The sequence below is a fragment of the Microbulbifer sp. THAF38 genome, assembly GCF_009363535.1.
GTDB lineage: Bacteria > Pseudomonadota > Gammaproteobacteria > Pseudomonadales > Cellvibrionaceae > Microbulbifer.
Window position 1 is genome coordinate 1 of the sequence record NZ_CP045369.1, and the last position, 22,822, is coordinate 22,822.

Annotated in this window: 14 protein-coding genes; 9 read left to right on the forward strand and 5 right to left on the reverse strand. The window is 52.5% G+C overall.

The window, feature by feature from the left end:
* Nucleotides 1–120: 120 nt before the first annotated feature.
* From dnaA to FIU95_RS00030, 6 genes are all read left to right on the forward strand, one after another.
* Entirely contained in the window at nucleotides 121–1,830 is a 1,710-nt protein-coding gene (dnaA, locus tag FIU95_RS00005) for a chromosomal replication initiator protein DnaA (RefSeq protein WP_152450263.1), read from the forward strand.
* Between the two features lie 32 nt (nucleotides 1,831–1,862).
* Nucleotides 1,863–2,969: a DNA polymerase III subunit beta gene (gene dnaN / locus FIU95_RS00010; RefSeq protein WP_152450265.1), complete on the forward strand. Its 1,107-nt coding sequence runs from the start codon at nucleotides 1,863–1,865 to the stop codon at nucleotides 2,967–2,969.
* A gap of 136 nt (nucleotides 2,970–3,105) precedes the next feature.
* On the forward strand, nucleotides 3,106–4,212 hold the full coding sequence (gene recF / locus FIU95_RS00015; protein ID WP_152450267.1) for a DNA replication/repair protein RecF: 1,107 nt from the start codon (nucleotides 3,106–3,108) through the stop codon (nucleotides 4,210–4,212).
* Nucleotides 4,213–4,230: 18 nt separating this feature from the next.
* Nucleotides 4,231–6,651 (forward strand): DNA topoisomerase (ATP-hydrolyzing) subunit B, encoded by a 2,421-nt coding sequence (gene gyrB, locus FIU95_RS00020; protein ID WP_152450269.1) that lies wholly within the window; start codon nucleotides 4,231–4,233, stop codon nucleotides 6,649–6,651.
* Nucleotides 6,652–6,992: 341 nt separating this feature from the next.
* Nucleotides 6,993–9,551 carry an AAA family ATPase gene (locus FIU95_RS00025; RefSeq protein ID WP_152450271.1) on the forward strand — a complete coding sequence of 853 codons (2,559 nt, stop codon included), beginning with the start codon at nucleotides 6,993–6,995 and terminating at the stop codon, nucleotides 9,549–9,551.
* Nucleotides 9,552–9,812: 261 nt separating this feature from the next.
* On the forward strand, nucleotides 9,813–10,817 hold the full coding sequence (locus tag FIU95_RS00030) for a hypothetical protein (RefSeq protein WP_152450273.1): 1,005 nt from the start codon (nucleotides 9,813–9,815) through the stop codon (nucleotides 10,815–10,817).
* An 81-nt stretch (nucleotides 10,818–10,898) separates the two neighbouring features.
* Here the strand turns inward: FIU95_RS00030 and FIU95_RS00035 are convergent, their stop codons facing one another.
* Nucleotides 10,899–11,579: a phosphoadenosine phosphosulfate reductase family protein gene (locus FIU95_RS00035; protein ID WP_152450275.1), complete on the reverse strand. Its 681-nt coding sequence runs from the start codon at nucleotides 11,577–11,579 to the stop codon at nucleotides 10,899–10,901.
* Between the two features lie 136 nt (nucleotides 11,580–11,715).
* Nucleotides 11,716–12,159 (reverse strand): GNAT family N-acetyltransferase, encoded by a 444-nt coding sequence (locus FIU95_RS00040; protein WP_172975285.1) that lies wholly within the window; start codon nucleotides 12,157–12,159, stop codon nucleotides 11,716–11,718.
* Between the two features lie 229 nt (nucleotides 12,160–12,388).
* On the opposite strand from FIU95_RS00040, the gene FIU95_RS00045 reads away from it, so the two are divergent.
* Nucleotides 12,389–14,569 carry a TonB-dependent receptor domain-containing protein gene (locus FIU95_RS00045; protein WP_152450278.1) on the forward strand — a complete coding sequence of 727 codons (2,181 nt, stop codon included), beginning with the start codon at nucleotides 12,389–12,391 and terminating at the stop codon, nucleotides 14,567–14,569.
* 76 nt (nucleotides 14,570–14,645) lie between these two features.
* Here the strand turns inward: FIU95_RS00045 and FIU95_RS00050 are convergent, their stop codons facing one another.
* A complete protein-coding gene (locus FIU95_RS00050) occupies nucleotides 14,646–15,833 on the reverse strand; it encodes a class I SAM-dependent rRNA methyltransferase (RefSeq protein ID WP_152450280.1) in 1,188 nt (395 codons plus the stop codon).
* A 379-nt stretch (nucleotides 15,834–16,212) separates the two neighbouring features.
* Between FIU95_RS00050 and FIU95_RS00055 the strand changes: the two genes are divergently transcribed.
* Together FIU95_RS00055 and FIU95_RS00060 are read left to right on the forward strand one after the other, a co-directional pair.
* Nucleotides 16,213–17,199 carry a GlxA family transcriptional regulator gene (locus FIU95_RS00055; RefSeq protein WP_152450282.1) on the forward strand — a complete coding sequence of 329 codons (987 nt, stop codon included), beginning with the start codon at nucleotides 16,213–16,215 and terminating at the stop codon, nucleotides 17,197–17,199.
* A 331-nt stretch (nucleotides 17,200–17,530) separates the two neighbouring features.
* Nucleotides 17,531–18,805: a serine hydrolase gene (locus FIU95_RS00060; protein ID WP_152450285.1), complete on the forward strand. Its 1,275-nt coding sequence runs from the start codon at nucleotides 17,531–17,533 to the stop codon at nucleotides 18,803–18,805.
* Nucleotides 18,806–18,882: 77 nt separating this feature from the next.
* Here the strand turns inward: FIU95_RS00060 and FIU95_RS00065 are convergent, their stop codons facing one another.
* The gene (locus FIU95_RS00065; RefSeq protein WP_152450288.1) at nucleotides 18,883–21,864 is read right to left on the reverse strand and encodes a S8 family serine peptidase; all 2,982 of its coding nucleotides are present in this window, start codon (nucleotides 21,862–21,864) and stop codon (nucleotides 18,883–18,885) included.
* A gap of 356 nt (nucleotides 21,865–22,220) precedes the next feature.
* Nucleotides 22,221–22,772 (reverse strand): D-glycero-beta-D-manno-heptose 1,7-bisphosphate 7-phosphatase, encoded by a 552-nt coding sequence (gene gmhB, locus FIU95_RS00070; protein ID WP_152450290.1) that lies wholly within the window; start codon nucleotides 22,770–22,772, stop codon nucleotides 22,221–22,223.
* Nucleotides 22,773–22,822 lie beyond the last annotated feature (50 nt).

Sequence of the window (22,822 nt, forward strand, 5' to 3'; positions counted from 1 at the left end):
GTGGATAACCCATCGATGGAAAGGTATACTGCGCCGATCTTATTTGACGGCTCGGGCGTTTCAGCCTTGTCATGCCGTTGTCTCCGTGGTCTTACCATTTTGGGGTTTTTGGGGGGTTTCTTGACTGAATCCGTTTGGAAGCAGTGCGCGAGCTGTTTACAGGATGAGCTGCCATCTCAGCAGTTCAACACCTGGATCAGGCCGCTGCGTGTCAATCCCGCGTGTGCGGAGGGTGAGCTGCGCTTGGTCGCACCAAATCGCTTCGTGCTGGACTGGGTTGGCGGTAAATTCCTTCATCGTATCCGCGAGCTTGTACATCAGTTCTCTCCGGGGCAGCAGCCACTACAAGTGGGATTGGAGATCACAGCGCGACGTCCCGCGCGTTTCCAACGCAGCCGCTCTGCGATGGAGGCGGCACCAGCGCCAACATCCATGCCACCAACGGCACCGTCCTCTAATACTGTGGTGCCTTCAATGGCGCACAGCGCCTCTTCGAGCCCGGTGGATTTCCCCTCTACGCCAGCGGGAGTGGTCTCCCCTGTGGCTTCCCAAGGGTATATGAACCAGGTGGAGACACCTGCAGCTCCTGTCCCCACGCAGCCCCTAATGGGCGGTGGTTTTGGTGGTAATTCTGGTACCAATCCTGGTGCCAATCCTCATCCGGCACTGGAAGAGGAGACAAACTCCCGACAAATGAGCAAGGGTGAGCAGGCGGTATCCGATATCCGCCCGGCGGTAATGAACGACATGATGCGTTCTATCCCGGAACAGCCCGCGCGTCAGGTTGAGGTTGAGGGCGCTATTAAACACGGCAGCTCCCTCAATCGTAATTTCACCTTCAAATCCTTTGTCGAAGGTAAGTCTAACCAGCTTGGCTTGGCCGCTGCCCAGCAAATCTCCGATAATCCCGGTGGCGCCTATAACCCACTCTTTATTTACGGTGGCGTGGGCCTCGGTAAAACACACTTGATGCACGCGGTGGGCAATGCGCTATTGGAGCGCAATCCCAACGCCAAGGTGGTCTACCTGCACTCCGAGCGCTTTGTTGCGGATATGGTGAAGGCGCTACAGCTCAACGCCATCAGCGACTTTAAGCGCTATTACCGCTCAGTGGATGCACTGCTGATTGATGACATCCAGTTTTTTGCCGGCAAGGAGCGCTCCCAGGAAGAGTTTTTCCACACCTTTAATGCGCTTCTTGAGGGGGGGCAGCAGATCATCCTCACTTGTGATCGCTACCCGAAAGAGATCGATGGACTGGAAGAGCGTCTCAAGTCCCGCTTTGGCTGGGGCCTCACTGTGGCGGTGGAGCCGCCGGAACTGGAAACTCGCGTAGCCATATTAATGAAGAAAGCGGAGCAATTTGGTGTTGAGCTGCCGCACGATTCCGCTTTCTTTATCGCCCAGCGAATTCGCTCCAATGTGCGCGAGCTGGAGGGCGCTCTGCGCCGGGTGATTGCCAACGCCCAGTTTACTGGCCGCGCCATTGACGATGTGTTGGTGCGCGAGGCGCTCAAGGATCTCCTCGCTCTGCAGGACCGCCTGGTGAGCGTAGATAATATCCAGCGTGTGGTAGCCGAATACTACAAGATCAAGGTGGCCGACCTGTTGTCCAAGCGCCGCAGCCGCTCTGTGGCGCGTCCGCGCCAGGTGGCCATGTCTCTGGCCAAAGAGTTGACCAACCACAGTTTGCCGGAGATTGGCGATGCTTTTGGCGGGCGAGACCACACCACGGTTTTGCACGCCTGCCGTAAAATTCGCGAATTGCAGGAGTCTGACGCGGATATCCGCGAGGACGTAAAGTTACTGACACGGTCGTTGACCACTTAATCGAATAACTGACAAACAAGGCGAAACTACCGATGAAATTCAATGTGAGCCGGGACGCCCTGCTGAAGCCCCTACAACTGGTAGCCGGTGTCGTTGAGAAGCGCCAGACCCTACCGGTCCTGGCCAATGTATTGATGCAATTACAAGGTCAGGAGTTGTCTCTGACCGGTACAGATCTCGAAGTGGAGATTGTCGGCCGCCTGCCGGTGGACGGCGTGGAGATGGAAGGCGAAGTCACCGTCCCAGCACGCAAGTTACTGGATATCTGTCGCTCACTGCCTGATGGCGCCGAACTAAAGTTTGAGCGCGACGGTGAGCGCCTGGTATTGCGCAGCGGTCGCAGCCGTTTTCAGTTATCGACTCTACCCGCAGCGGACTTCCCCAATCAGGAGGAGGCCAGCGCCCAGACCCGTTTCGATATCTCCCAGCGCGAGATTCGACGCCTGATCGAGGCCACCAGCTTTGCCATGGCCCAGCAGGACGTGCGCTACTACCTGAATGGCCTGTTGTTGGAATGTCGCCCACAGCAGTTGCGTGCGGTTGCAACGGACGGGCACCGCCTGGCCCTGTGTGATCGCGATGCACCGGGCTTGAATGTCTCAGAGTCGATCCAGGCGATTGTACCGCGCAAGGGGGTGCTGGAATTGGGCCGCCTGCTGGAAGACACCGACGTGCAGGCGCAGGTGGTATTAGGCAACAATCATATCCGTGTAATGAGTGGCCAATTCACCTTCACCTCCAAACTGGTGGATGGAAAATTCCCGGATTACGATCGCGTTCTACCACGGGGTGCGGGTAATGTGGTTTATGCCGATCGCCAGGGCTTGCGTCAGGCTTTCTCCCGCGCGGCGATTCTCTCCAATGAGAAATACCGTGGGGTGCGCTTGCAGGTCTCCGAAGGGCTGTTGCAGATTGTGGCCAACAATCCCGAGCAGGAGGAGGCAGAAGAGCAAATGATGGTGGATTACGTGGGTGAGCCTATGGAAATTGGCTTCAACGTTTCCTATCTGCTCGACGTTACCGGTGCTATTCATAGCGACCAGATTCGCATCAGCCTGGCGGATGCCAACAGTAGTGCTTTGCTGCAGCAACCGGAGGACGGTGACGCCCTCTATGTGATTATGCCGATGCGCCTGTAAGTCTGGCTAACCAGCACTTGGCTCACAAACGGGAAGGGACCGCTTTGCATCATCAACAAGCGGTCCCTTTATTTTATCTGGTATTTTATCTGGATTTCACCGCGGGAATTTCCCCGGCTAACAAGCGGAAGGGTTCATGGCACTGAGCCGCCTTCTCATTTCCAATTTTCGCAACATCTCCCGCGCCGACCTGTTTTTGGATACGGGGGTGAACCTGTTTTGTGGCGTCAATGGCAGCGGCAAGACCTCCATCCTTGAAGCTGTCCATATGTTGGCTACCGGTCGCTCCTTTCGATCTCGCCAGCACAAATCGGTTATCCGGCATGATCATTCGGGGCTCACAGTTTTTACCCAGTTGGATACGGGCTTCAACCTTGGTGTCGAACGCCTGGCCGATGGTGGTGGTCGTGTGCGTATCAATCAGGCCGCGGCGGAGTCCAGCTCACAACTGGCAAACTGTTTACCTTTGCAACTGATTAATAGTGATAGTTTCGCCGCTCTGGATGGAGGGCCAGGGGTACGCAGGCGACTCCTGGATTGGACAGTGTTCCACGTGGAACATCTCTTTGCCCAGGAGTGGAAAAACTATCAAATCGCATTGAAGCAGCGAAATGCCCTGTTGCGACGTGGTAAAATCGACGCGGATGCGATTGGGATTTGGGAGCATCAATTGGCCCAGAGCGGCGAGAGGGTGGACACCCTGCGCCGTGGCCAATTTCAGGAGTTACAAGCAGCCGTGACTTCCTTGCTGGATGAATTACCACAGAGCCTGTTGAATCGTGTAGATATCAGTTTCCGGCGGGGTTGGCGTAAGGAAATTGCTCTGGCTGAGGCACTGAGGGAGTCCCGGGAAGGGGATCTCAATCAGGGGCATACCCGCACGGGGCCTCATAGAGCCGATCTCCGATTTACCGTAGCAGGTGAGCCAGCACACAATGTTTTGTCGCGAGGCCAGCAAAAGATGCTGGTATGCGCCGTACGCACGGCTATGGCGCAACTGGTGTGTCGCCACCGGGAGAAACCGGTGTTCCTTGTGGACGACTTGCCGGCGGAGTTGGATGATCACAATCAACAAGTTTTTGCCCAGTGGGTTGGCCGTTGTGCCAGCCAGGTACTGGTAACCGGAATAGATGAGGGCACTACGAGCCGCCCCTGGCGACAGCTCGAAGCCCCTTGGAATTGCCCAAAAGTGTTCCACGTGGAACATGGGAATATCAGCGCCGAGGCATCGGCCGCACAATAAGTTGAATGGAGCGAATAAATGTCAGAGCAGCAAAGCTATGACTCGAGCAGTATCAAGGTACTTAAAGGCCTGGATGCGGTGCGCAAGCGCCCCGGAATGTATATCGGTGATACCGACGATGGCACCGGCCTGCATCATATGGTTTTCGAGGTGGTCGACAACTCCATCGACGAAGCACTGGCTGGCCATTGCGACGAGATTCGCGTAACTATCCATCCAGATGAGTCGATCTCCGTCTCTGATAATGGTCGGGGTATTCCCACAGAAATTCACTCGGAAGAAGGCGTTTCCGCCGCAGAAGTGATTATGACCGTGCTGCATGCCGGTGGTAAGTTCGACGACAATACCTATAAGGTATCCGGTGGTCTGCACGGCGTGGGTGTGTCGGTAGTGAATGCGCTTTCCAGAGAGCTGAAGTTGACCATCCGCCGTGGAGGCAAAATCCACGAGCAAACCTACCATCACGGTGTGCCCCAGGCGCCATTGGAAGTGGTGGGTGATAGCGATACCACTGGCACCACGGTGCATTTCAAGCCCTCTGCCGATACCTTTAGCAATATCGAATTCCACTTTGATGTACTGGCTAAGCGCCTGCGCGAGTTGTCCTTCCTGAATTCTGGTGTGCGAATCGTGCTGAAAGATGAGCGTAGCGGTAAAGAGGAGATTTACGAATACGAGGGTGGTTTGAGTGCCTTTGTTGAGTTTCTCAACCAGAATAAAACTCCCATCAATAAGGCGCTGCACTTCCAAAGCCAGCGTGAAGACGGCATTGCCGTAGAAGTGGCTCTACAGTGGAATGACAGTTTCCAGGAAAGCATCTTCTGTTACACCAACAATATTCCCCAGCGCGATGGCGGCACCCACCTGGCGGGATTCCGCGCGGCGCTGACGCGCGGTCTGAATACCTATATCGAGCGTGAAGGCCTGGGCAAGAAGGATAAGGTCAACACCACAGGTGATGATGCCCGCGAAGGTCTTACCGCGATTATTTCCGTTAAAGTGCCGGACCCCAAGTTCTCCTCGCAGACCAAAGACAAGCTGGTTTCCTCCGAGGTGAAGCCCGCTGTTGAACAGGAGATGGGACAGCACTTCAGTGACTACCTACTGGAGAATCCCCAGGAAGCCAAGTCCGTCGTTACCAAGATGATCGATGCGGCAAAAGCCCGTGAGGCGGCGCGCAAGGCGCGTGAGATGACCCGCCGCAAGGGCGCCCTGGATATCGCCGGTCTGCCCGGCAAACTGGCTGACTGCCAGCAGAAAGACCCAGCACTATCTGAAATTTACCTGGTGGAGGGTGACTCCGCCGGTGGTTCTGCCAAACAGGGTCGCGACCGCCGCACCCAGGCGATCTTGCCGCTGAAGGGCAAGATCCTCAACGTGGAAAAAGCGCGCTTCGACAAGATGCTCTCCAGTGCCGAGGTGGGCACCCTGATTACCGCGCTGGGTTGTGGTATCGGCAAGAGCGAGTTCAACCCGGACAAGCTGCGCTACCACAGCATCATCATCATGACCGATGCGGATGTGGACGGTGCCCATATTCGCACACTGCTGCTGACCTTCTTCTTCCGCCAGATGCCGGAGTTGATTGAGCGCGGCCATATCTATATCGCCCAGCCGCCGCTGTACAAGATCTCCAAGGGCAAGCAGGAGCAGTACTTGAAGGATGAGGGCGCCCTGACCCAGTTCCTTACCAATGCCGCTCTGGAAGGCGCCACACTGTTTGTAAACCCGGATGCTCCTGGGCTATCTGGCGCTTCCCTGGAGAGCCTGGTAGGCGAGTACCGCAGCGTGCTGGCCACTATTGATCGCCTGTCCCGCCTCTATCCAGAAGAAGTGCTGCGCAGCATGATCTACCTGCCGAGCCTCTCTCAAGAGGATCTGCAATCCCAGGAGAAGGTGGCTGAATGGTGTGCTCAGCTACAGGAAAAGCTCGCCGATGAGGAGAGCGGTGGAACCCGTCGCCACGAAGTGACCGTGCAGGAAAATACCGAGCGCGGGCTATTCCTGCCACATATCCACATAGTGGCTCACGGCGTCGGCAGCGACTATCTGATCAACCACGAGTTCTTCGATTCCGCTGAGTACACCTCTATCTGTGCACTGGGTGAGAAAATGGTGGGCTTGTTGGAAGAGGGCGCCTTTATCCAGCGCGGTGAGAAACAACATGCCGTCGGCAGTTTCCCTGAGGTAATGGACTGGTTGATGGGCGAGAGCCGCCGTGGTTACGGTATCCAGCGCTATAAGGGCTTGGGTGAGATGAACCCCGAGCAGCTGTGGGAGACCACTATGGACCCTGAGAGCCGCCGTATGCTGCAGGTCACCGTTGAGGATGCCATTGCTGCAGACCAGATCTTTACCACCCTGATGGGCGATCAGGTAGAGCCGCGCCGCGACTTTATCGAGAGCAATGCCTTGGCAGTGGAGAATTTGGACGTTTAATCTCCTGACTCTCTGTCGGGTCTCAGAAGATTCGCCCGAAAGTCTCAGACGATTGCTCCCTCATCTCACAATTGTTGCGACGAGGGAGTAAAACCTAAAGCTTAGATATGGATGACTTATAGCTGAAAATAGGTACCTCAGTTCAAGAATCGCAAATTTCTACACTTGCAGGGAGCTGCCAAAATTTGTTGGAAATGAGATTTCAGCCCAAGGACAGAAAGCAGCCGGGGGTAGCGTGAGGCTTTTTGTTAATTCAGGCCGAAGTTTTTGCAGGTGGGCGGAGCTTGGAGTTGGAATATCTTTAGATATATAGACTTAGGAAGAGTAAAAATAAAACGTCTATGGAGACTGTACAAGAAGTAATCCGAAATTGGCTCTTAGAGCAGCAAGATTGGCTTCAGGAAGCTGCAGACAGACTTCTTAAGCAGGGGAATTTGCTTGCTTCCGACTTGCAAGTCATTTGCTCGCTGCTTAAGACCCCTGAAGGGCGCTCCGTAACTAAACATCGAGTGTTTGACAGCTTGGTTGCCGCCAATGATCACGATACTGAGCTGAGACTTCACCAAATCAGCGGCGTCTCAGGAATCGAAAACCTATCCCCAAATGTCCCTCTCAACTTTGGAGAGGGAAATCTAACCATTCTCTATGGCCACAATGGTTCCGGGAAATCCAGCTATACACGTATTCTTAAAATAATAAGCGGAAAGCCGAGCGCGACTCCCCTAAAGGCGAACGTCTTTAATGCGACTCCATTAGCGAAGCACTGTCAGGTCTCATTTTCAATGAATGGGGAGCTATCCACTATAGATTGGCTGGTAAATGGGGCACCGATAGAAAACCTTCGAGCAATCGATATATTTGATAGTGAAGTAGCTATCGGCTATCTCACCGAAGAGAGTGCCGCATCTTACATACCACCATTGGTAAAGTTGTTTGAATCATTGGCTACGGTCTGTGATCAGATAAAAGACCTACTGCAGAAAGAACAGAATCAGTTAACTCGGAAACTCCCAAATCTTCCCCCAAATTTCCTGAGAACAGGTCCTGGCAAGCAATACCAATCGCTGCACGCCCATATAAGTGATGACGCTTTAAAACTGTTACTTACCTGGTCTGAAGAACATCAAAGTCGCCTTGAATCCATCAAAGAACGATTGAAATCGGCTGATCCTAAAGCGTTAGCCAAGAGAAAGCGTGATACGAAGGCGCGGATAGAAAAAATTATCCAAGATCTCAAGCTAGGCTTGTCTGCATATAAAACAGCAAATATTGAGGATATTAGAGCCCGCCGCACCATAGCAAACGAGAAGCGAAAGATTGCAGATGAAGCAGCAAAGGTTGGTTCAGCTCAATTGGACGGTGTTGGGAGCGTCACTTGGCATGCAATGTGGGAGGCAGCTAGGACTTATTCAAAGACTGCATATCCTACGGGCGCCTTCCCTCAGACTGATGACGGAGCGAAATGTGTACTTTGCCAGCAGAACCTTTCAGCGGACGCTCAAACTAGATTGCAGGAGTTTGAAAAGTTTGTACAAGGCGAGCTGGAATCTGCAGCAAAAAAAGCTGAGGGACTTTATCAAGATGCTTTAAACCGTCTCCCGAAGGCACCTTCCCAAGAGGAAATTGAAACATTATGCATCGCAGCGGATTTAACTTCGGATAGATGGAATAAGTATCTCCAAGAATTTTGGGCGACCGCAAGTCTTGCCAAAAAACACCTTATTGACCATGAGAAACAAGGACTGGCCACTGAGGTTGCTGACGCTACGGATGCGATAGCCATGCTCGAAAAATATGGCCAGCAATTACAAGGTGAGGCAGAACAGTGTGAAAAAGATGCACAAGAGTTTGATAGAGAAAAAGCGGAAGAGCAGCTCCTCGCCCTAGAAGCTAAGAGATGGATTGCTCATCAAGAAGCTGCAGTAACTTCGGAAATTGCCAGGCTCAGGGAAGTAGAAACTTATGATAGCTGGAAAGGGTTGGTCAACCCAGGACGGATTTCAAGAAAGGCCGGAGATGTCGCGGAGCAGTTTGTCACAAAAGCTTATGAAATGCGGTTTAACGACGAGCTCAAAAAAATGGGAGCGTCACATATCCGAGTTCAACTCATAAAGTCCAGAACGAGCCGAGGTATTTCACTTCACCGATTGTGTTTGAAGGGGGCTACAAATAATAAAGCTTTGCCACATGAGGTTTTAAGCGAGGGAGAGCGCCGGATTATATCGCTCGCGGCATTTCTAGCTGATGTTGTTAATAAACCACAATCTTCAACCTTCGTGTTCGACGACCCAATTTCGTCTCTTGATCATGAGTACGAATGGCATGTGGCAAAACGACTAGCTGAGTTGGCCAAAGAGCGACAAGTAATCGTATTCACACATCGCCTTTCACTGTTTGGGGCGATGGAAGATGTTGCCAAAAAAATGGGTGATGAGTGGAAAAAACAGCACTTCCAACAAATGTGTATCGAAGCGTACTTTGGTGCAGCCGGACACCCAGCTGAGCAGGCAACATGGAATGCAAAAACCAAAAAGGCGGACAATATACTACTGGGTCGTTTAAATGCGGCAAAAAAGGCAGAAAGTGCTGAAATGTATCGCCAACTAGCTCAGGGGATATGTAGCGATTTTCGCAAGCTATTGGAAAGAACTGTCGAAGATGATTTATTGAATGAAGTTGTAAAGCGGCATCGACGTAGTGTAACAACAGATGGGAGGCTTACTAAGCTACCTAAAATCCAACAAGAAGACTGCCAACTTATAGACCGCCTCATGACCAAATATTCTTGTTTCGAACATAGTCAATCGCAGGAAGCTCCCATTCTAATCCCTGAAGAAGCAGAATTGAGGTCTGATATTGAGGAGCTTAAGACTTGGCGAGCTGAATTTTCAAAGAGGTGAAGGCTCTGAGTAAAAATGCGAGATGGATTTAATCAGTGAGCCCTGAATTAATCTCGAGTTGGAGTTTTTGCTACGAAACGACTGAACAAGTGATGGCCGCAAATGCCTCAATTGGCGTCGCAAAACTCATAACCTACCCACTCCTTTCTACACTGTAAGCACTTAAAATCACCCATTGTTCCTCTCGAATGGGCAGGTGCACCTGAAAGTACTGACGAACTACCACCAGGTTCCCAATCTGGGCTATAGGGACTTGTTTGTATGGGGGAATTGGATCAGGTCTATCTCCAGTTACACTGTAGCTTTGCAGCAACTCGTCCCGAATTCTTTCTAAAACAACTGTGTTCTGGGGTGATAGAGCCAGGTAAGGCTATCAAAAGATCTGCTGCACGACATGAGCAACGATTTCCGTTGATCCAGAAAAGAAAATTTTCTTCCCCTCTCTTGCGGCTTAGAAATTATATTGCTTATGCTGAAAAAAAGGGACTGATAAGTCCTGAGCTGATGTCAGCACTGTCGCTTGCCGAGGCGAAGGAGAAAAATTATTCTTCAGCCCGCGAGATACTTGGAAATATAGAAGATAAATATCAGGCTGAAACCTGGTATCTGGAAGCCACTGCAATGGTTGCGCTTCATGAGGCGCTTGATCAAGAAAAAGAAATCAACGTCCCAGAATTTAAAAAGATCCGCGATAGTTATGTTGAGCTGGTTAATGCTGAGGGTGACGTGCCGGCCTATTGGCATGAACTGGCAATTACGATGCAGGTATTAGGTTATCCACGACCCAAGTATGTAAACATGTTGGAGCAGGCCTACCTGCGTGCTCCGAGGGATATCAATATTGCCTGGTGGTATGCTCATGAACTCTATCTAAATCGAGACGTTGAAAGATTCTCCCGCGTCTCCCAGCCCCTTTTGATGCAAATTACACGCTCAGAGTCCCGGGAACATTTCGAATCAATGATAAGGGACCTTAACCGGGAGACATTACCTTTTACAGACAGTGCTTTCACAGACAATAGCGAAGAGGTGAGCGGCCTAGGGCAACTCATGAAGGATTACCAGTTCTTGTCGGAAAATAAAGCGCTGGCAATGGCTCTGGATTATCGAGGGGCCTTTGTGGTGGGGTATATCGATAATGTTGCCAGTCAAACAGAAGCAAACCAGCTAGCCCTACAGGCCTGTGAAGAACAGAGAGCGCAACTACGGGTGAAAGATCGCTGCGAACTCTATGCAGAAGGGGAAACAATCATTCGTTCCCCCTAATGAGCATCAGACCGGCCAATTAGCGATCATAGCTAATAGCAGGTAGCACGTGTGGAAAGGTTATCGCTGGGCATCAGTTCATTACTTTTCCAGCAATAACCCACACTCACGGTGTTCCTCGCCCTTGGTCGGGTCGAAATACACATCATTATCGGGCAGTTCGTTTTCGTAAACGTACTCCTCTACATCGATCTCCTTCAGGTGGAACATTGGCGCTACTCGAATGGTGCCGTGATTCCCCTGGGTAAAAATATCCAGGTTTTTGCGATGGGCATTCTGATCGTGGCGAATGCCGTTGAGCCATACATCTGGCTTCAGTTCCTGCATGGCGCGGTTAAACGGCTCCAGTTTCACTGTACGCGAGAAAAAGTCGTGCTCGGGAGTATCCAGGGGCGGAATACCACCGTGGACGGCGTTGTAGTGGGCCGCAGACATCTTTGGAGAATAGGTGCGCAGATTGAGGTTAAGCCGTTCCACCACATTTTCTATGTGGCGGTAGGTCTCCGGGGTGTTGTAGCCGTGATCCACCCAGATAACCGGAATATCCGGCTTGGCCCTGGTCACCAAGTGAAGGAAAGCCACAGCGAGGGGGCGGAAATTGGTAAAGACCACCGGGTTCTGGGCTTTGTCCATGGTGAACTGCATGATTTCGCTGGGTTTAGCCGCAGCGAAAGTCTGATTCATAGATGCCAAGTCAGCATCGTGATGAAAGAAGCGGTCGCTCGTGGACTGCAGGGTATGACTGGAAGCGTTCTGTCCCATAAAAATCAGCGCGTAGGAAAACTAGGATGAAAGGCATGCTACCCGGATAGTTTGTCGCGTAGAAACAATAAAAAGGAGTGAATCAATAAGTTTCGGTTATAAGTAGTGGTTTTCCCCCCTGTGAGTAAGATATGGCTCAAGGCGGGGTCCCTTTGCAAGACATTAAAATCTGATGTTGTCCGTACTCAGCGTTGTAACCGCGACGGGTTTCTACAAAACCATGCTTTTGCAGGAAATACCGCGTGCGCAGATTTTCACGATATACCTGAGCCTGGAGCTGCTTGCGTCCGACGGCCACAGCCTTAAGCAAGCTAGCGCCAATTCCACAACCGGTAAAAAGGGGACTAACACACAAGTGGGCGATCTTGTCAGTGTCCACCAGGGTAATAAAAGCCTCGGCGACAGCGCTGTGGCGGCCGGTAAACACCAGGCATTGGTTGGATCGGTGGCAGTCTCTGCGGAACTCACCACGGCGCTGTAACCAGAACTGACGAGGCAGTGATGGGTGTGAATGTGTCACCGCATGTAGCCAGAGCTGTTCCAGCCTATCCAACTCTTTGAGCTCTGCCTTTCGAATCATGGGCATTCCCAAAGTAGATAGATGAGCCCAATGCTAGTCAGCCCGTAGAGTAGATCCTAGGAAACATCCTGCTCTTAGGATAGAAACCAATATTTAAGAGGTTTATTCCTAGTAAAGGCGCCAAAAAACAAAAAAATGTTCTGTGATGTCCCCCAGTCGCGAGTAGTAAAATAGAATCATTCTTATTAATAAAAACAATTACAAATTACATAGATTCATTGGAGGGTTCATGAAGAGATTTTTCCTGTCGCCAATGGCTATTGCCCTGGCGGCTGCCACGGCAGTTCCTAGTCACGCTGAGGAGCGTTTGGAAAGCGTATCCGTTATTGGTAATTCCGACTCCATCTCCAAGCTGCCGGGCTCCGCGCATCTGGTCGATGCCGAAGAACTGGCAGAATTCGAGTTTGTGGATATCAACCGCATGATGCGCTCGGTTCCGGGGGTCTACATCCTGGAAGAGGATGGCTACGGCCTGCGCCCGAATATTGGTATCCGCGGTGCCCAGGGTGGGCGTTCCGCCAAAATTTCCCTGATGGAAGATGGTGTATTGGTGGCTCCGGCCCCTTACTCGGCGCCGGAAGCGTATTATTTCCCGAGTGCCGGCCGCATGGATGCCATTGAAGTACTAAAAGGCCCAGCTGCCTTGCAATACGGCCCGTTTACTGTGGGTGGTGCGGTAAATATGTTGAGCACACCTATTCCCACTTCCAGCCAAGGGATGGTGCAGCTGGAGGCCGGTGAATACGGTGAGACCCGCCTGCACGCTCACTACGGCACCAGTACAGAAACTACCGGCTGGCTGCTGGAGACCCAGCAACAGTATGCTGACGGTTTTCGCGAAATTGATCGCGCTGGCAGCGCGGATATCGCTAAAGAAGACTACCTGCTGAAAGGTCGCCTACAGTCCGATGCGGATGCGACCTATCGCCAGCAGTTGGATATCAAGCTGCAGTACTCCGAAGAGGAGTCTGGCATGAGTTATCTGGGCCTGACGGATGCCGACTTTAAGAGAGATCCGAACCGCCGCTACGGAATCAGTGCCCTGGATGAAATGCAAAATCGCCACAGCACTATCCAGCTGAACCACAGCATCGAACTGAGTGGCAGCTTTACCCTGCATACCCAGGCTTACTACAACAAGTTTAAGCGCGACTGGTTCAAGGTCAGCGAGGGTGACTTGATAGATGCTGTTAATAACGGTGGCAGTGTTGACGGAGTTCTAGACCCACAGGCGGTATTGGATGGCACCGAGGATTACGCCTTTGGCGTTAAGCACAACAACCGTGAGTACGAGGCTAAGGGTTTGCAGATTAGTGCCGATTGGCGCTTTAACACCGCTTCCGTTAGCCATGAGCTGACCTTTGGAGTACGCCAGCACCAAGACGAAGTGGATAGGTTCCAGCCTGTGGAAAACTATGAACAGGTGGATGGCAAATTGGTGTATCTGAGCACAGATATTCCCGATACCGCCAAAGAAAGCAGCAATAACCGAATTGAAGAAGCTGAGGCAACTTCGTTCTTTATCTACGACGATATCCAGCTGAACGATAAGCTAACTCTCACTGCTGTTCTTCGCTATGAGGATATAGAGACCGAACAGCAGCGCTATAACGACGCCGAGCGTAACGAGAAGGGCAGTTACCGCTCCAATCAGGTGGATGAGTGGCTGCCCGGTTTGGGGCTTGTTTACCAGGCTAGCGAACAGTGGAGCCTGCTGGCAGGTGTGCACCGTGGCTTCGCCCCTCCCGGTGCCGGTGCAGCCGATGGCCAGGGTCCGGAGTTATCCACAAACTATGAATGGGGCGCTCGCTTCGATAACGGCAGCCTGAATGCGGAATTGATCGCCTTCTACAGTGACTATGAGAATGCTTTGCAAAACTGCTCGGTGGCGGTGAAATGCCCCAATGGTGCCGAGAGTGGTACCTACCAGTTGGGTGAAGCAGAGATCAAAGGGCTGGAAGCGACCTTTGGAAGTGAGTGGGCACTCGCAAACGGTTGGGTATTACCGGTGCGTGCTACCTACACCTTTACTGACGCAGAAATCAGTGAAGACAGTGACGGTGAGGATCTGCTTGCCGGCGATAATCTCGAATACCTGCCGGAAAATGTTTTTGCCGTATCTGCCGGCCTCGACAGCGGTGCCGCCTGGCGTTTAAACCTGACCGCGGCTTACCAGGATGAGATGTGTGTGCACACCGGTTGTAATCAGGGGAATACCGATAAATTTGATTACACAGAGTCTTTGTGGGTTGTGGATGCCGCTGCGCACTACGATTTCAGCGCAGACCTGACCGGCTACCTGAAAGTGGATAACCTGTTTGATGAGCAGGTGATAATCAGCCGTAGTCCCGATGGTGCTCGCGCCAACCGGCCGCGCACCGCCACACTGGGTATGAAATACGTTTTCTAATCCCACTGGGTGATAGAGCAGCCAATTAGAAACCCCGGCCTTCGCCGGGGTTTCTTTTAGAGCGAATAAATGCCCGCTACCAGCGGCTGCCGCCCAGATGGGCAAAGTGGGCCTTGAGGTAGTTGGTCTCAGGAATTGCCGGATGAATGGGGTGGTCAGCGCCCTGGCCACCGCTGGCGAGTATTGAAGCTCTACGGCCCAATTTGTGTGCCGCACCGCGTACACAGTCGAGCAGTTCATCCGATTGTAAATGCATAGAGCAGGAAGCACTTACTAACAAGCCATCCTGCGACAGTAAACGCATAGCCAGTTCGTTAATGTGGCGGTAAGCGGCGAGGCCGGCCTTGTGATCTTTGCGCCTTTTGATAAATGCGGGGGGGTCGAGCACTATGACATCGAACTTCTCGCCCTCGGCCACCATGGCCTTCAGAACCTCTAGCGCCTTACCTTGCACGGTATCCAGCCTGTCGGCAAAACCGTTGTGCTGTGCATTCAATTGGCACCAGTCCAGGGCCTGCTGCGAGGCATCTACGCACACCGCGTGGGAGGCACCGTTGGCCAGAGTCTGGATTCCCCAGCCGCCGGCATAGGAGAAGAGGTCCAACACACGCTTCCCTCGTACCCAGCGGTTTAACAGGCGACGATTTTCGCGGTGATCGTAAAACCAACCGGTTTTTTGCCCTTGGTGGACCGGCGCCAAAAGCGGAACGCCATTTTCTTCAAAGGGCACTAGTTCGGGCACTTCTCCGTAAACAATCTGGTTAACGAGTGGCATATCCTCAACCGCGCGGCCCTGGTGATCATTGCGCAGCAGAATTCCCTTGGGTTGAGTCAGCTCGATTAACTTATCCACAACCACCTGTTGGTAGTGATCCATGCCCCAGTTGCTGACCTGTACCACCAGGTGATCGTTAAAGCGATCAACGACCAGCCCCGGTAGGGCATCGGAGTCTCCGTAAACCATACGGTAGCTGGGGTGGTCGAAGTAGCGTTGCCGCTGTAGCAATGCAGTTTGCAAGCGCTCACTAATATCGTCTTCGGAAAAATTGTCCTTGCGGCTCACTAGGCGGGCGCAGATCAATTGGCTGGGGTTAACCCAGGCAGTGCCCAGAAGTTTGCCCTGACTATCGAGAACCTGGCACTGGCTCCCCGCTTCCAAGCCTTTCAGCGGGGAGCGCTTGGTATCCACCTCATTGCTGTATATCCACAGGTGGCCGCGCTTTAAGCGGCGCTCTGCGCCGCGATTCAATATTAATTCCGCCAATTGGGGTCTCCGTAAGCTGGGGGGATTCGCGGAGGCAATTGTGCGCGGCTCGATGGATAGGTCAAGGATTTCGAGCCTGTGTGGATAAACTTGCTCGATATTAAGTGATCAAAGGGCAAAGTGCGGTAAAAGTGTGAATAACTAGCTTAAAGATCACTCTGTGGATAAACACCGGGAGCGCAGACATCCGGTTAAGCTGGGCAGAACGAAAGATACGTGAGTGCTCACAAACAGGGTGTGGCCTCGTTAATGAATCTAGTCACAACCTCTGCAGGACTAAGGGTATTTAGCAGAAATGGTTGGTAAAGTGCGAATTAATCGGCAGAATTTACCGCCAAGATCAAATTTTGCCTCGTTGGCGTTGTGGAAAACTCTATCAATGAAATTGACCCAGGACCAGTCTATTCAAATTGCCATGTTTATCTATCCGGGCGCTTCCAGCTTGGATGTGACTGGGCCACTGGAGGTTTTTGCACTGGCTAATCATCTTCTCCGCGAGGAGGGGCGCTATCCTTCTGACTTTTACAGTATCCAGTTGTTGGCTGAAGAATCCGGGCCGGTACAGATGGGCACTGGTGTAAAGCTGTATGCGGATTGTGGATATCGTGAGGCGAAAGATATCCACACCCTATTGGTGAGTGGTGGGCCGCCTGGAAGTTATAAGAACCTCTACTCCGAACCAGACATCCTCGGCTGGCTGTGCGATCAAAAACAGCTGGTTAAGCGAATGGGCTCTATATGTAACGGTGCTCTGATTTTGGCTAAAGCAGGGGTGCTGGCAGGTCATAAAGCAACTACCCATTGGGCAAATGTGGATGAGCTACGGCAGTTTGCCGGTATTGAGGTAGACCCTGATGCTATTTATGTGTGCGATGATCATATTTATACCTCGGCCGGTATTACCGCGGGCATTGATCTCGCTCTGGCGTTAGTCGAGGAGGATCACGGGCGTAGTTTGGCACTGGCAATCGCCAAACTAATGGTGCTCTACCTCAAGCGGGATGGCGGACAGCGGCAATACAGCAGTCACTTGATGAATCAGCAACAGAGTGATCGCTTTGCCAGACTTGTGGAGTGGATTTACCAAAACTTGGATCAGTCTCTCACAGTAGAAAAATTGGCTCAGGAATCTGCGATGAGTCCACGCAATTTTTCCCGCTGTTTTCTCAAGGAGCTGGGAGTGACTCCGGCGCGCTTTGTTGAAAATATCCGTGTGGAAAAAGCCTGCCAATTGTTGTCTGAGCAAACCTTGTCTCAGGAAAAAATAGCCTGCCTATGTGGCTTTCAATCCCAGGAGCAATTGAGACGCACGTTTCGTAGACATAAAGGTATACTCCCCAGTGAATTTCGCCGGCGTTTTCATTAAAAAATTGAAAAAATCAAACTCATAATCCATCGGGAAAATACTATTGCGGGTTCGACTTCGTTCAACTGTGAATTCAATAATTTATTGGCCTTTTAATAATTTTTGAAAGATTTCTTTTTCAACGAAAAAAGATGAAAAGTTACAGTATTTGAAAGGCATTTTTAGATTGCTTTAGCAGTGCAATGTCAGAATTCGTCGTAAGTGTGTCTCTTTTTCCAAAAGCTGCAGCGTAATAATCCTAGGTCCAAAATTTTTGGGTACGTGATAACGGTTAACTCGTGTAGACATGGCTTAGAGTCTTAGGGAACTAGGAACTTAAGAGATAGATTAAATGAAAAATAAAAAATTTGTGCTGGGTATCTTTGCCCTGCTGTCTTGTATTGGCTATTTATTGTGGCCGGTTTATCAATTTTATGCCTGGTCTCTGGATGCGTTACCACTCAGCCCATTTGGTTGGCAGGCGCTGGCCACCGAGGCACCATCGACACACAAGATCTACCGACATGATCTAAAAGAGGCAGCAGATCAATCACTTAAAGTCATTGAGACGCATCGCCAGGAGATTGGTTCTCCAGCAATCTCTGCGGCAGTTTCGGCTTGTGGCAAGCTTGTCTGGGCTGGCGCATCTGGATGGGCAGACCTGGAAAAGCAAATACCTGTTACCACTGAAACACGTTTTCGTATTGGTAGTACTTCCAAGGCTCTGACTGGAACAGCTCTCGCGCGTTTGGTACAGAAGGGGAGTATTGATCTTGATAAATCAATAACTCACTATTTGGAAGCATTACCCAATCAAGAGTGGGCAGAGATCACCCCACGCCAGCTGGCCTCACATATGTCGGGCTTACCACATTATAAGAAGAATTCTGATTGGCTGGGGTTGTATAAAACACTGGCCCTGGACCGTCATTACGACAGTATGTATCAGGCTCTGGAAATTTTTGACAGTAGTGAATTGTTGTTCCAGCCAGGCTCAAATTTTTATTACAGCACCTTGGGAACCGTTCTTCTAGGGGCGGTTTTGGCTGGTGCAGAGCAAAAAAGTTATTTGGACGTGATGGAAGACGAGGTCTTTATTCCTGCCGGAATGAAAAATACTGGGATCTCTCCATTAAATGGCAATATGGAAAGAAATATTGCCCGTTTCTATAAGAGTAATGGGTTAAGCGGCGACGAACTTCGCCTACGTGAATGGCGACCGGTGGATTTAAGTCATCGTCTACCGGGTGGTGGTTTTATTTCCACACCTACGGATCTGGTAAAGCTGGGTGCACACTATCTCGACGACAATTTTTTAGCTGCTGAAACCCGAGAAGCTTTTTGGACACCGCAAAAGCTTGCCAATGGAGAAGTGAACGAGCAGCACTATGCGTTGGGTTGGCGGTACCGTGAACAAGAAATTCCGTCTTTGGGAATTGTGCGCCATGCTAATCATGGTGGCGTCAGCCGCGGCAGTCAAAGTTGGTTGATGGTAATACCGGATCACAACTTGTCAGTGGCCCTAAATATCAATCGTAAAACAAAAATCTTTTGGGACTTTGGTCGTATCTCTATGGATATTGCTGAAGCTTTTATTCGACAGCAGGATAAATTAGGTTGTAAATAAAAAACCGGCCGAGACATTAGTCTCGGCCGGTTCCTAAAAACTCCCCCCGTCTGCCAATCGGTGGAGGGAATGGCTCTCTACTGGGTATTCACCATAATCTCGGTTTCGCTAAATACAGCCTCACCATTACCGTGGCTGAGAATCCCCAGGGCACGAGTACCGGGAGTGAGACCTATCCACTCCAGGTCGATAGTGCCACTGCTGTTTATATGCGCCTGAGACGGAGCGGTGAGCTGAGTATTGCCGCTGTTCCCGCTCAGGTTGAAGTTAAACAGAGTGAATGGGGTGGGGCCCTCTGCAGAGGCGTAATCCACCACATACACAGCGTATTGGCCGGCAGTGGGATTGAGCAGATCAACAGACTCGGCAGAGGTTGGTGAGCCGCTGGTGCCCACTTCTGGAAAGTCGGGGCCGGGGCCATAGACTTGTAAGTCCAGGTCGTCGCTGCCACTACCATCGCCCACATCCGCATCGAACAGGGCTACCCGGGCCAATTCGGTACCCTCTGGAATATCGAAGAAAATCAGCTGATTTTCTCCATCCTCAACGCTACCGGGGAAAGGTGCGCCTTCCGCCAGGCCGTTGATATCCACCTGATAGTTGCCGTTATAACCAAACTGCACGGGCAAGCTTACGGTGCCATCGCTGCCATCCGCGCTGACCTTCTGAACCGTGGATAGCGGAACCGGGCGCACGGCGATGGGACTGCGTACTTCCTGGCGTAAACCAACGGATTTCCAGCTCAGCTCGCCAAATACCCACTCGTTCATGGCCGCTTCCTCGGTCACCGTAAAGGTGACCTCAAACTCGGCGCTATCTCCCTCTCTAAGGCGCAGGGTTCTGGGGTTAACACTGACCTCGACCCCTTCGGGTGCCTCTATAGAAGCCCAATACCATCTCTGGCCGCGGCCGACGCTGGTGACTCGGCGCTTGATGGTTTGCGTGCCCACCAATTCCCCGATGCCGATTGATGGCAGGTTGAGATCGCTGGAATCCAGGGAATAGCCAGCGGAAACCAGTCCCTCACAGGTGGAAGTTTCCAGAATCTGAGGCTGATTTTCCGCACCACAGAGGAAGGCCAGATAGTCGTTGAGACCGGCGTCATAGACCAGACCGGGATCGAAAGCGGCAGCGGGTACTATGGCGCCTGCGCCAATATCGAAGGGGTCAGCGGCTTCGGGTCCGAAGGATTTTTGCAGGTCGGTGCGCGCCGTACTCATCAGCGCAGATTTGGCCATTGCCGGGCTCCAGTCCGGATGGGCCTGTTTTAACAGAGCCATAATACCGGCGACATGGGGGCTCGCCATGGAGGTGCCATTTTTGGCGGCGAACAGGCTGCCACCACTCAGTACTGGCGAGGTACCGGCGAGAATACCTACGCCCGGTGCCGCCACATCCGGCTTGATAATATCCGGCGCGCCCACGTTGTGGCCGCGGGAGGAGAAGCTGGCGATGCGGTCTTCACGGGATATCTTCAGCTCTGGATCGAGAGTACCCGTGACCTCGGCACTTTCAACCAGCATGGCACCATCGGCATGGCGAATCATCACACCGGGGATGGTGGTGTTGGGCGCCGACATAACGATCGGGTCCATACGGTCCACGGCGGTGCCGTCGTTGTATACAACAATGGCCACTGCGCCTGCATCTGCGGCATTGTTGTATTTAGTGCTGAAGGAGCAACCACCACGCTTCACCAGGGCGATTTTGCCTGCAATGGCCTCTGAATTGGTGAGTGCGGAGCAGGCCTCCAGGGGGGCACCCGCAACAACAGGTACCGATAACAGACCCGCATCTTCCATCGTTACCGGGCCGTTGCCTTCACGGGCATCGTAGGTGCCCACAACTGCCTCAGGGGCATCCACCTGCAGGGCCGTGCCGAAGCTCTGGTCGTCCTCGGCAGCCGCCACCGCGGTAATCCAGGGGACACCGGAAGGCGTGCCCATCGTTTGTGGGCCTGGGCCATTGTTGCCGGCGGAGGTGGCAACAAAAACACCGGCATCGGCGGCAAACAGGAAGGCGATCTCATCGGCACCGGTGAAAACGGTACTGGAGCCACCCACCGAGAAGTTGATGACATCCACACCGTCGGCCACGGCTTCATCAATGGCCGCCATGGAGTCCGCTGAGGAGCAGCCGCTATCGTCCGGGTCTGGGGCATCCCAGCACACCTTATAGGCCGCGATACGGGCGCGCGGCGCCATACCGGTCAGGGTTTTCCCGTCGGGGGTCACTACACCGTAGTTGCCTGCGGCAGTGGTGGCGGTGTGGGTGCCGTGCCCGTCCGCATCCCGTGCGGACAGAAACTCGTAATCCGCCAGAGTCTTGTTGGAGAGGAAGGCGTCAGAGAAAGACTTGGCCTTGATCAGCTTGTTGTTACAGGTAAAGGCGGCGTCACCGGGGTTAAAGTCGGTGTTGCCGAACTCACAGCCCTCACCGATAAAGGATTCAGGCACCGGACCGTAGGAAATGTTGGCTCCACGATTACCCTGACGCGGCGTTGGTATGTCCATCAGGCTCGGGTGTTCCGGGTGGATACCCGAGTCGATGACACCCACCACCACATCCTCCCCGGTGATACCCCAGAGCCAGGGACTGGGTGTATTCGTCAGGCCGAGGAAATCTGCAGTGGAATCGGTGTGCATCTTCAGCAGGCGGTCTTCCCAGACACCTTTCACATCTTTATGGCTGCGCAGTGCTTCGGCTTCCTTTTCACTCATAACCGCGGCAAAGCCATTAAAGGCCGCCTTGTATTCGTGCACTTTGCGTGCGCCGGGCACGGCAGAGAGCACCTGCTGGCGACGTGTTTTGAGGAAATCGGAGTAGTGGCGATAGCTGCTGCTGCGGGGGTCAGCTTTGCGGCGTACGTTGGATTTAGCGCTGGAGAGGCCCGCGACTGTGCCGCTGTAGACGGAAAGTGGTTCGCCATCGAGCTGTACGATATAGACCTTTTTATTCTTTTGGATTTCGGGGGTGAGAGTGTCTGCCACCGTGGCTGCGAAACTACTGCTCGAGCACAGCAGGCCCGCAATAAGCGAGGCAATTATTTTTCGTTTCATTGAATTGTCCCATTTTTTTATTTTTACAGGCGGGTAGAAGTGGGAGAGAAAGTGCGCTGTTTATCCATTGTCACTGACACCCAACACGCCATCCTTGGTTTGGCAGAACACGCTTTCACTGGGATAAAGCCGTCCGACCTGTCACTCGCTTTTAAAGTAATGTGTCGCAGGACTCAATGAACTGGCGCCATAGTCATTGTTTTGTACTATTTTTGCTAACTGGCGAGAAAGAAAAAAACGTAAGTCACAAATGCGCGGTGGTGCTGTAGCGGAGAGGGTTCCTGATGATGTTTTTCACAGGCCCTTGGAAAAAACCCGTTAAATCTAGAAGGCTGGAAAGGGGAGGATCAGTGGGCTCAGTGGCCCACTAGAAATTGGCTGAAACCAGCTAAGTCTTCAAACACAGCGGTTTCCGCCAGACGCGGATCGGGGCTCTCGACCAGCTGCTGCAGAGTTTCTGCGCCTGCACCGGTTTTAACCAGTACCGGCTTGCACCCTTTCACCAACGCTAGCTGTAGATCGGCCAGTTTATCGCCAAGCAGATAACAGCCGTGCAGGCTGGTGTCGAATTCCGCCTCGATGGCATCGAGCAGGCCGGCCTGGGGCTTGCGGCAGCGGCAGTTGTCCTCGGGCCCATGGGGGCAATAGAAAATCGCAGCAATTTCTCCGCCCGCATCCTCTACCAGGGAACGCATCTTGGCGTGTATCGCCTCCAAGTCATCCAGGTCAAACTGGCCCAGGGCCAGGCCGCTCTGGTTGGTGGCTATCACCAGTTGGTGGCCGGCCTGACTGAGCGCAGCCAGTGCCTCAATACTGCCGGGCAGGGGCTGCCACTCCTCTGCGGATTTCACGAACTGGTCGGGGTTTTGGTTGATGACCCCATCGCGGCCGAGAAGAATTATTGCCATGTGGATTCGCCTGTGTCGCTGAACCGGGGCGCAGAGCCCCGGTTCAAGTA

What these genes read in the sequence shown, in the direction of transcription:
- gyrB (WP_152450269.1), top strand. Translation starts at nt 4,231, where the DNA reads ATGTCAGAGCAGCAAAGCTATGACTCGAGCAGTATCAAGGTACTTAAA.
- dnaN (WP_152450265.1), top strand. Translation starts at nt 1,863, where the DNA reads ATGAAATTCAATGTGAGCCGGGACGCCCTGCTGAAGCCCCTACAACTG.
- FIU95_RS00060 (WP_152450285.1), top strand. Translation starts at nt 17,531, where the DNA reads ATGAAAAATAAAAAATTTGTGCTGGGTATCTTTGCCCTGCTGTCTTGT.
- FIU95_RS00040 (WP_172975285.1), bottom strand. Translation starts at nt 12,159, where the DNA reads ATGATTCGAAAGGCAGAGCTCAAAGAGTTGGATAGGCTGGAACAGCTC.
- gmhB (WP_152450290.1), bottom strand. Translation starts at nt 22,772, where the DNA reads ATGGCAATAATTCTTCTCGGCCGCGATGGGGTCATCAACCAAAACCCC.
- FIU95_RS00045 (WP_152450278.1), top strand. Translation starts at nt 12,389, where the DNA reads ATGAAGAGATTTTTCCTGTCGCCAATGGCTATTGCCCTGGCGGCTGCC.
- FIU95_RS00030 (WP_152450273.1), top strand. Translation starts at nt 9,813, where the DNA reads ATGGGGGAATTGGATCAGGTCTATCTCCAGTTACACTGTAGCTTTGCA.
- FIU95_RS00055 (WP_152450282.1), top strand. Translation starts at nt 16,213, where the DNA reads ATGAAATTGACCCAGGACCAGTCTATTCAAATTGCCATGTTTATCTAT.
- FIU95_RS00065 (WP_152450288.1), bottom strand. Translation starts at nt 21,864, where the DNA reads ATGAAACGAAAAATAATTGCCTCGCTTATTGCGGGCCTGCTGTGCTCG.
- recF (WP_152450267.1), top strand. Translation starts at nt 3,106, where the DNA reads ATGGCACTGAGCCGCCTTCTCATTTCCAATTTTCGCAACATCTCCCGC.
- FIU95_RS00025 (WP_152450271.1), top strand. Translation starts at nt 6,993, where the DNA reads ATGGAGACTGTACAAGAAGTAATCCGAAATTGGCTCTTAGAGCAGCAA.
- FIU95_RS00035 (WP_152450275.1), bottom strand. Translation starts at nt 11,579, where the DNA reads ATGGGACAGAACGCTTCCAGTCATACCCTGCAGTCCACGAGCGACCGC.